Annotated in this window: 6 protein-coding genes; 3 read left to right on the top strand and 3 right to left on the bottom strand. The window is 59.9% G+C overall.

What is annotated here, in order from left to right:
* Together VKV28_12425 and VKV28_12420 are read right to left on the bottom strand one after the other, a co-directional pair.
* Nucleotides 1–438: NUDIX domain-containing protein (locus tag VKV28_12425; GenBank protein HLH77602.1), on the bottom strand; the 438-nt coding region annotated here is incomplete at its 3' end.
* A 15-nt stretch (nt 439–453) separates the two neighbouring features.
* Nucleotides 454–2,553 (bottom strand): ATP-dependent DNA helicase RecG, encoded by a 2,100-nt coding sequence (locus VKV28_12420; protein HLH77601.1) that lies wholly within the window; start codon nt 2,551–2,553, stop codon nt 454–456.
* A 273-nt stretch (nt 2,554–2,826) separates the two neighbouring features.
* On the opposite strand from VKV28_12420, the gene VKV28_12415 reads away from it, so the two are divergent.
* The 3 genes from VKV28_12415 to VKV28_12405 all read left to right on the top strand — a co-directional run bounded on the left by VKV28_12415 (nt 2,827) and on the right by VKV28_12405 (nt 7,361).
* Complete coding sequence (locus VKV28_12415) at nt 2,827–4,704, top strand: TolC family protein (protein HLH77600.1); 1,878 nt, start codon at nt 2,827–2,829, stop codon at nt 4,702–4,704.
* 231 nt (nt 4,705–4,935) lie between these two features.
* Nucleotides 4,936–6,612: a TolC family protein gene (locus VKV28_12410; GenBank protein HLH77599.1), complete on the top strand. Its 1,677-nt coding sequence runs from the start codon at nt 4,936–4,938 to the stop codon at nt 6,610–6,612.
* Nucleotides 6,613–6,803: 191 nt separating this feature from the next.
* Entirely contained in the window at nt 6,804–7,361 is a 558-nt protein-coding gene (locus VKV28_12405; GenBank protein HLH77598.1) for a hypothetical protein, read from the top strand.
* 239 nt (nt 7,362–7,600) lie between these two features.
* On the opposite strand, the gene VKV28_12400 is transcribed toward VKV28_12405, so the two are convergent.
* Nucleotides 7,601–10,318, bottom strand: a 2,718-nt coding sequence (locus VKV28_12400) for a putative maltokinase (GenBank protein HLH77597.1), incomplete at its 5' end; no start/stop codon positions are given.

Raw genomic sequence — 10,318 nt, 5'->3', positions numbered from 1 at the left:
CAGCTCGCGCTCGTTGCGGTAGGAGGAGCGCTGCAAGGCCTCGTCGATCCGGAACCAGCGCACCTCGTCGATCTCGTGGTCGTGAGCAGAGGCATCACCGCCTCGGTGTTTCATCAAAAAGAAATCCACCCGCTTGAACACTCGCACTGGCTGGCCGCTGTGATCGTCGCGGCGAGTATAGAAATAGTTAATCCGGCCCAAAACCGGTCCGACTTCGACCTCGTAGCCGGTTTCTTCCCGACATTCGCGCACCGCTGCCTGTTCGCGACTTTCGTTGCGCTCTAGCCCTCCCTTAGGTATCACCCAGGTGCTGCGCCCGGCGGGTCGGACCAATACCACCATGGGTTCGCCACCGATTTCGTCGCGCCGCCAGATCAGGCCACCGGCCGATACTTCGCGTACTGTGCGTACGGCGTTAATCTGGGCTTTTTTGGCCACTTCCGGCTGTCCTCTTTAACCGGCGCTGCCCAACTGCTCCCAGTCGGCAGCTCGCGCCATCATCTGCTCGACCGCTTGGCGCAACCCCTGCGACAGCGCGCTCTCAAGATCAGGGTCGGTGATAAGCCAGCGGTTAGCAAGCTCGCGCACGGTCTGGACGCTTTTCAAGTCACGTAGCCAGCCCGCAAAGCGCAACGGCAGCGGGCCGGCCTGGCGAATGCCGAAGAGGTCGCCGGGGCCGCGCAATTGAAGATCGGCCTGAGCGATTTCAGCGCCGGAATCCTGTTCGACTAGCACCTGCAGCCGAGCGCGCGCAGAACTCCCCGCCCGATCCGAGATTACCAGGAAACAGTGGCTGGGCTGGCTCCCTCGTCCGATTCGACCACGGAGTTGATGTAACTGAGCCAGGCCGTAGCGCTCGGCCGCTAATACCACCATCACACTGGCCGCAGGCACGTCGATTCCCACCTCGACTACCGTGGTCGCGATCAACACCGCCAGCTCGCCGTCGCGGAAGCGACGCATCACTTCCTGTTTGGCGGCCGCGCTCAGTCGCCCGTGCATGATGCCAACCTGTAGACCCGCCAGGGGGCCTTGGACCAAGGCTCGGGCCGCGCTTTCCACCGCCAAGTCCGGCTGGTCATCATCCTCGATCAGAGGCAGGATGCAGTAGGCTTGGTGTTTGCCGTCAACTTCTGCACGTAAGCGCGCCCAGACCTGTTCGAGTTGACTCTCGACGGCGATTTCGGTTTTGATGCTGGCCCGGCCCGGCGGCCTCTCATCCAACCGCATTACATCCAGGTTGGCGAGCATTACCCGCGCCAGACTGCGAGGTATCGGTGTTGCGCTCAGCAACAGCAAATCGGCCTGGGGTCCTAAGGCACGCAGGCGCAGGCGGTCGAAGACACCGAAGCGATGCTGTTCGTCGATCACCGCCAGCCCCAGGCGGCCCAGCCTGACCTTGCTCTGGATGAGCGCCTGGGTTCCGAATAGAACCATCGGTTCGGCGCGCGCCGCGCGCTCCAGCACTCGTGCGCGAGCACTTGCGCCAAGCCTACCGCTGAGCAACTCGGCGCGAATGCCAAGCGCTCCGGCCAGGCGGGCGAAGGTGTGGTAATGCTGCTCGACCAGCAACTCCGTGGGCGCCATCACCGCGGCCTGGTAACCATGTTCGATCGCTCGTACCACCGCCCACAGCGCGACCACTGTCTTACCGCTGCCGACGTCGCCCAGCAGTAAGCGATTCATCGGCCACGGCGCCGCCATGTCGGCCTGAAGCTGGACGATCGCCCGCTCCTGTGCGCCGGTGAGAGCAAAGGGGAGTTCTTTGAGAAAGCGCGTGCTGAGAACCGCCGGCCGGTCGAAACTGACCCCTTGTCGCTCGCGCGCGTGCGAACGCTCCATCATCAGGGCCAGGTCGAAGGCGAACAGCTCGTCTAAGGCCAGTGTGCGATGAGCCGCGGTGGTACCTTCGACAAGTGCGTCCAGGTCGGCCTGCGGCGGCGGCTGATGCAGGTAGCGCACGGCATCGGCGGGCGGGAGCAAGCCGGCGTCGGCGCGCAAGGGCGCGGGCACCAGCGCGGGAAGCGCGGCGGCGGCAGGCAGGACACGGGCGATCAGGCTGCGCATCAGGCGTTGCCCCAATTCCGCGCCTAGGGCGTACTCGGGCACGATCGCGGGGGCCTGGTGGCGGGGAAACACTTCCGGGTGGTGCAGCTCCATTCGCCCCTGCACGCCGTGGCGTACCCGTCCCTGGAGCACGACTTGGCCGTAGGCTTTCAAGGTGTCGCACAGGTAGGTGGGTGCGTTGAACCAGATAACCGCCATCCGCTCCCCACCCTCCTCGCGCAACCACCCCTCGACGATTCGCCGGCCCCACGCCCCGCGCATCGGACGCGCGCTTAGGCCCTCCAGCTCTCCGGCCAGGGTCACTACTGTTCCGGGCTCGCATCGCTCGATCGGCTGGGGCGTGCGCCAGTCGCGATAGCGCGTGGGCAGGTAGAGCAGTAGATCGCCCACGCTGAGCAGGCCGCGCGCAGCCAGCATTTGTGCGCGCTTGGGGCCGATTCCAGGGACCGCCAGCAGTTTGCTATCAAGTCGGAGCGGGTAGTTCATCGCGTGCCTGGGCGCGGATTTCACGTGGCGGACGCGAGGGTCGGCCAAATTGTGCGACTCGGCTTGGAAATCATACGCGGCGCCTTTTCGGCAACCAACGCCGGCACCCGCCCGGGCGTCAACCGTATAGGCCCACCAATCGTCTTGGCGGCTCAAGTCACGGTCAGGGACGTACCCTTGATGAAATACTATCGCCGTCGGGGGCAGCATCCCAGCAGCTTGCACGCGCAAAGCAAACTGTCATGGTTAAGACCCAGTCGAAGGAGAGGAATTATGGTTTCAGCACGAGGCGGCACGCGCGTGGCCGCGATCCTTCTCGGCATCTGGATGGAGCTCGCAGGGCTGGGATTGTGCGGGCAGGTAGCCGCCACCTCCGTTGGGAGCGGAGAAGCTAGTACGCTGGCCGGGCAAAGCGCGCCCGATCTCGCGGTCGGGCCACAAGCGACCCGACAATTCGAGCACGATGATTCTGTGCTCTCCCTGCCTGCAATCCTGCTAAACCAGTTTTTTCCTCTACGAGCCTCCTCCCCGCTGACCGAACTCAGCGCCAGCTATCTGCGCAGTATCGATAGCGGCAGCCAACCCTTGAGCCTAAAGCAGGCGATATATCTGGCTCTGCGCAACAACCCCGGAGTGCTGGCCGCGCGCTTGCAGCCGGTAATGGCTGATGCCAGCGTGATGCAACAGGCTGGTATCTTCGATCCCGATCTGACTGGCGTGGCGCAACAGCAAAAGACGGTGATTCCGGCCACGACGCCGATCGAGACCTTTCAAGGAAATGCTCTTGAAACCAAAACCTATGCCTGGAATTTTGGGGTTAACAAGATCCTGGCCAGCACCAACGGCACCTTGAGCCTGACGTTCAACAACCTACGCACCGAGACCAACAACCTTACCCAAACCATTAATCCCTCGTACACTCCAACTTTGGCGCTGTCATTGTCACAGCCGCTGCTGCGCAATTTTGGCTGGGGTTTCGCCACGATCAACGTGGACTTAGCAGAGTCCAGCCAAAAACAGGCGCAATGGAGTTATGCGCAGGCGTTGACCGACTTTGTGCAAAAGGTGGGCGGCGATTACTGGAGTGTGGTCGCAGCCCAGGAGAATTTGGCGGTTGCCGAGGAAGGGCTTAGATTTTACCGCGATCTCGTCCATGTCAATTCGGTCCAGCATCGGGTTGGAATGCTGGCCCCGTTGGATCTGGAAGAAGCTCAAGCTTCCGAAGCTACCGCCCGCGCCAATCTCTACAGTTCACGCGCCGCCCTCAAGAACGCACTCAATACGCTGCGCGAGGATGTAATGCTTAATCCGGCGGGCACTTTTGTCCCACGCCAGATCACTCCCTCCGATCGGCCCAATCCTGATGCTTATATCGACACCGATGAACGCGACGCGCTAGTTAGCGCGGTGGAGAATCGCGCTTCGCTGGCGCAAATGCGCGAGGCAATTCGCGCGGCACTGCTGCAGGTCAAGTATTCGGAAAATCAGCTACTGCCGCAAGTCAACGCGCAGAGCCAAATCTCCATCAATTCGTTGGCTGGAGATGCCGTGTGCGGGCCGAACTTTGGATACAGTAGCCTAGACAATTGTATTCAATCGCCCGGTCCCATCAATGGAGACAAACCCAATATGCCGGGCGTCGCCCTGCCCTTTTCAGGCAATTACGCCTCAGCGCTCAACCAGATGTTCGGCTTCGGCTTTTACAACTATGTGGCTATCCTCTCCTTCGAGCGGCCACTGGCCAACGCCACCGCGCGCGCGGCCTTGGCCCAAACCCGTGCTGCCTACCAGCAGATCGGCTTGCAATATCAAGCCGCGCTTAGCCAGGCGGTCAACGAAGTTGAAAACGGGCTGGCTAACGCCCAGGCCGATGTCGACCGCGTGCAGGCTACGAGCGAAGCGGTTCAATATGCCAGGCACGCGTTACATAACGAACAGGTGCGCTTCCGGGCCGGAATGGCCTCTACTCACGATCTCTTGCAGTACCAAAGCGAATACATCAATGCGCGAGGCAATCAGGTGCAAGCCGAGATCGATCTGGAAAACGCCAAGTTGGCACTGTGGCATGCCAACGGCACTTTGCTCCACCATTTTCAGATCGCCTTCACGCTCCAACCCGTAGTCTCACGCTCGTGGTACGCGCGCTTCTGAACCATGACGGTGCCGCCAATCGTAAGCCGATTTCCCAAGCACGCCTCCAAGCGGACGTCTCAGGCATCCGGAGCCTTCGTCGCATTGGCGGTGGCTCTCGTGGTTGGTTGGAGCGTCTCACCCGCCCTTGGCGCTTCATCAGGTAGCGCACCGCTTATTGCGCAGACGCCGACAAGCTTCCAAGCCAGTATTTCACCGGAGCTGAGGGTACCGCTGGAGCGGCAAACCGGAGTGTGGTCTCTGCCCGCGGTGCTGCGCCATCAATGGTCGCCCGGCGTAACAATGCCGCCCGAGACTTTGCTGACACGCGAATACCTTGGCAGCTCGGATCCCACAGTCAATCAGCTAAGCCTCAAGCAGGTGATCTATCTGGCGCTGCGCAACAATCCTAATGTTTTGGCGGCACGCATGGTGCCGGTCGGCAGCGCGGAAGCGGTCGAGATGGCGCAGGGCGAGTTCGACCCGCGCGTTGTTGCCTCGCCAATCGCCCTTGGCAGCGTGGTTCCGGGCACCTCGGTACTGTCAACTGTAGATGGGTCACACAATTTGTCGACGGCCGGTTACCAATGGAATTTCACAATCAACAAGATGTTGGCGGCAAGCAACGGCAGATTGACCGTCTTTTTTGAAAACCAATGGCAAAATACCAACAGCTATTCGGTGTCAATTAATCCTAGCTATACCCCAAGCCTTGGCTTTGCGTTTCTCCAGCCTTTGCTACGGGATTTCGGGTTGGGTTACGCCACCATCAACATTGATATCGCCAAGTCTGCTAACCGCCAGGCGCAACTAGGTTACGCGCAACAGCTCAACGACCTGGTTCAGGCAGTGGCGGACGATTATTGGAACCTCTACCTGGCCGAGGCCAACTTGAAGGTAGCTCGCCAAGCCCTACAATTCGACCAAGAGGTGATCCGCGATAACGCGGTAGCGGTACGGGTGGGAAAGCAACCGCCGATCATGCTGGAAGAGGCGCGCGCGGCAGCCGCCACTGACCGCGCCAATCTGGACGCGGCCATTGCCGCCGTAAGGACCGCCCGTGCCGTGTTGCGTCAGGATGCAATGCTCAATCCAGCTCATACCTTTTTGCCGCAACGGATCGAACCTGCGCAAAGCCCCAATGTTAGCGAAAACGTGACCGATGAGGAGGAGCACTCGTTGGAAAATGCGATTGCCGACTTACCCTCGTTGGCGGCCATGCGCGAGGGGTTACGTCGGGCTAAGGTGATGGCGAGCTGGTGGCGCAATCAGCTCCTGCCGCAGCTCAATTTCAGCGCGCAGTTCGAAGCTACCTCGCTCGCAGGCGAAGCGCTGTGCGGCCCGAGCATAGCTGGCTTGCCTACTAACTGTTTGACCTCGGGTTCCGCGCTCACTCCTCCCGGAGCACCTGGCTACGCCTTTCTTCCCTTCAGCGGATCGTATGCGACGGCGCTCAACAGGATGCTGGATTCAAGTTTTTATCAATATGCCGTCACCTTTTCCTTTGAGATGCCATTGGATGACGCGGTGGAAAAGGCTTACTACGAACAGGCCAAAATGAATTACGAGCAAATGCGTCGTAACTACAGCGCAGCACTGGCCCAGGTCGTTGTCAACGTGCAGGGAGCGCTTGCCAACTTAGCCTCGGCAGTCGCTCAAATCAAAGCCACCGAGGCCGCAACTCGCTACTGGACCTTGGCGCTGAGCGAGGAGCAAAAGCGCTTCCGGGTAGGTACCGCAGCGATCCACGACATTTTGCAATACAAAAACCAATTGGTTGCGGCCCAGGGTGCGCAAGTGCAAAGCGCGGTCGCTCTGGAGCAGGCAAAACTCGCGCTCAGACATGCCGACGGTACTCTACTCAAAAGCTTTAAGATCCAGTTTCAAGTTGCGGATGCTCCCGAGACACCATGGTTCGCGCAATTTTGATCAATTGCGTGCAATAAAAACATTAAAATGCTCCACATTTCCCATTTTAACTCCGCGTTATTTCAATGATGGGAAGGCATCTTAGAAGACGGCGTTGGAACGCTGTTAGCCGACATCGCGATAGGAAGACGAGTGCCAGGACTGACATAGGCCCGCGCCTACGAAAGCAGCCACTTCATTTTGCGCGGCTGATGATGATCGCCAGTCTCGTGACGGCTGCGCTGCTCAGTACCATTTTGCCCGCCCGATATCAAAACGCGGTGTGGGCACAACTCGGGGCGCCACCGGTGCCGTTGAGTCCGCCTCCCCCACCGCCAGGCGCGGTGATATCGCCCCTACCCGCGGTTCCCGCCGGCATCCCCTCGATCGGTGCGCTGCCTCCCCTGTCTGCCGTAGCTGGGCTGCTCACGCCCAGTCCGACGCCGACCCCCGGTGGCTATTCCTGTAGCTGCTATGGGTCGGCAGGTCGGACGCGCTGGGTTGGCAACGTTCAGGCCGCCGGACCGTTTCAAGCCCGCCAAGACGCGGTGAACCAATGCTTGGCATATCTGTTCGACCGCAAGCCGGCCTCGGCTTTCGTGCCGCCACCAGTGTTCAACTTCTTTCCGACTCCAGCTCCGCCGATTGCCGCCTCCGAGGCCGAACCCGGCCTGCCCAATCTCTCCGCCCCCGGCTTGTCAGGTTTTGCGCTGCTCAATTCGGCGCAAGGCGCCAATCTGGGTTCGTGCGAATATTGCGTATGTAACTGACCCGGCTCCAAGAGCGGCGGCCCGCCGCGGCACCGACGTTGTCCGATTGCGCAGCGTTGAGCCTCAGGGACAAGCGGAGCGTTTTGCGGTCGCGGAGACCGCTACTGTTTTGTTTCGATTTTGGCGCGCTCTATTACGCCATGGCTCGCCGACTGTCCGAGAACCCATGACTGTGCAGGCATGCGTTCGCTTCTCTACAGGGGCTGACCGCTTCAGGTACTTACGAATCGCGACACTACTTAGGCTGTGGGCGAAGTATCGCTTGCAAGCGCGCTGGCGATGGGTAAGCCGAGGATTTCCGAAATGCCAAGCAGTGGAATAGATAGCCATTCCGGGCGGTTATTCAGCTCATAACCCAACTCGTAGACTGCTTTTTCCATTACAAAGGCTTCCAGCAGGATACGCAATTCCTCACGGTCCGCGGGAATTAGCGGACCGCTACCGGCAGTCTGCATATAGGACCGCAAAAAAGCCCAGCACGACCAGATCTGCCACAGGCGCGCCCAGCCTTCAGTGACGCCGGGGTCTGATTTCGGTCCGATATGTTGCTGCTCGATCGCCGCACTCAAGGCGGCGTATTGAAACGAGCGCAGCATGCCAGCCACATCGCGCAAGGCCGTACTCTTGTGCCTGCGTTCGCTTAAGGGACGGGCGGGCTCGCCTTCAAAATCGATAATGACGAAGTCCTTTCCGGTGTAGAGGAGTTGACCCAAATGAAGGTCACCATGGCAGCGCAGCCGCGCGACCGTTATTTTGCGCCGGGCAAACGCGGAAAATTTAGCGGCAATCTGGCTCTGGCTGGCAACGATCGCCTCGACGCGAGGGCGTATCTTGTCATCCAAGATGGTCAGCTTGCTCCGAAGCTGACGCACTGCTTGAGAGAGCAGATTGCTCATCGATTGAAACACGGAGCGCTGGTAAAGGGCGGAATACGGCTCGGGCGCAAAGGCCGGCACGTCGCTGCTGTTGAGCAGGGCGAGATGCAACTCGGCGATTCGCTGGCCCATCAAACTTGCCGCTTGGAGATAGGCGCCGACGTATTGGGCTGCGACAGGATCGGGCTGCTCCTGGTCCAGCAAGGCCATGAAACGCTGCTCGGGAAGGGCGGGCGGCTGGCCGGAGGCGGCAGTCACCTCGAAATAGCGCTTGAGCTCAGAGGAGGTGAACTCCCAGGCGTCGCCCTGGTTGGCGACGTACTCTTGAAGAATGGCCGCGGTCCGGACCTCGCCCTTATTGTTATGAAAATCGATCCAACCGGCCAGCCGCGGAATATTGTTGAATGGCGTATGCTCAGTGAGAAAGCGGCTGATTTCGACGTCGGGGTTTATCCCGGCATCGAGACGCCGATAAACTTTCAAAATCAGCCGGTCGCCGAATATCAGCGAAGTGTTACTTTGTTCGGCCTTGACCGCGCGGACCTCGAGCACCTCGTTCCTGGCTCCTCGCAGCTCGCGCAGGATGTGTGTAGGGGAGGTTTGCAATTCACCCGATAAACCCCTGACTCGGCGCGGACGCTCGATCATCGCCAGCAAGGCACGACCGAACTCAGGCTGCGCCAGCGCGTCGTAGAGCACGCCTTCCGACGCTCCATTGCGATCGGCGCGATAACTGGCCGCAATGATTCGTTCGGGGTAATGGGCGCGAATGTGCGCGGCTTGCTCGCCGCTAGCCAAAGCCAGCGCCAATACGTATGTCTCGGCCTCCGCATTACGGTAAGAGACGTTGAGCAGCACGAGAAAAGCATCGCCACCGCTTTCATTGATCTCAAGCGCATCCCCGACTGTAACCGTGCGAATTGAGCGGGACTTGGCCCGAAACCAGCGACAGCGAGGCAGATAGTCGGGTAACACCTGCTCCAGCGCAGAGCGGTTGTAGCCCCGTAACAGGCTCTCCAGAGTGCCGGCTAGCTCCAACCGGGGCGGTTGGTAGGGCCTCTGCTCAACTTGCGCCTGTGCGTGACGCTTCTCGAGTGAAAAATAAAAGAAACCGTGCGGGCCGAGGGTCAACAAATAAGGGCGTTCGCTAACGGTGGGAAATTGATTACGTCCAAAAAGTTCGACCGGAACCATTCCCTGGTATTCCGACAGGTCCAGCTCGACGTATTGGACAAAGCGCGAAAGGTTGGCGACCACCAGAATTCGCTCGTCCTGATAGCGACGGACAAAAGCCAGAACATGCGGGTTTTCAGGGTTAAGAAAATCGATCGAACCGCGGCCAAAGGCCTTGAATTGGCGGCGCAGCGCAATCAACCGGCGCATCCACCACATCAGCGAATGTGGATTGGCCTCCTGAGCCTCCACGTTTACGGCCTGGTAATGGTATTCGTAATCGATTACCAGCGGCAGAACCAGATGCTGCGGATTGGCGGTGGAAAAGCCGGCGTTGCGATCGCCGTTCCACTGCATCGGCGTGCGAACTCCGTCGCGGTCACCCAGCGAAAGATTGTCTCCCATTCCAATCTCGTCGCCGTAGTAGATCACGGGAGTGCCAGGTAGCGACAACAAAAGTGCATTGTTAAGTTCGATCGCACGTCGATTGTTACCCAACAGCGGAGCCAAGCGACGCCGGATTCCCAGGTTGAGCAGCATCCGCGGCTCCTTGGCGAAGGCCCTATACATGTAGTCGCGCTCTTCCTCGCTGACCATTTCCAGGGTAAGTTCGTCGTGGTTGCGCAAAAACAGCGCCCACTGGCAGGTCTCAGGAATCGGCGGAGTCTGCGACCAAATATCCACCATGGGAAAGCGTTCTTCCATCCTGACGGCAAGAAACATCCGCGGCATCAAGGGAAAATGAAACGCCATCTGGCATTCCCGGCCTTCGTCAAAATAGGCCGCCGCGTCCTCCGGCCATTGGTTAGCCTCCGCCAGCAGCATCCGTCCGAAGAAGTTATCGTCGATGTGGCGGCGCAATTGGACAAGAAAGGCGTGGGTCTCCGGAAGGTTTTCGCAGTTGGTCCC

Source organism: Candidatus Binataceae bacterium (assembly GCA_035294265.1).
Lineage (GTDB): Bacteria > Desulfobacterota > Binatia > Binatales > Binataceae > DATGLK01.
This window is presented reverse-complemented; position numbering and strand designations above follow the sequence as displayed.

Coding starts and splice junctions, on each gene's coding strand:
- VKV28_12415 (HLH77600.1), top strand. CDS start 2,827: ATGGTTTCAGCACGAGGCGGCACGCGCGTGGCCGCGATCCTTCTCGGC.
- VKV28_12405 (HLH77598.1), top strand. CDS start 6,804: ATGATGATCGCCAGTCTCGTGACGGCTGCGCTGCTCAGTACCATTTTG.
- VKV28_12420 (HLH77601.1), bottom strand. CDS start 2,553: ATGAACTACCCGCTCCGACTTGATAGCAAACTGCTGGCGGTCCCTGGA.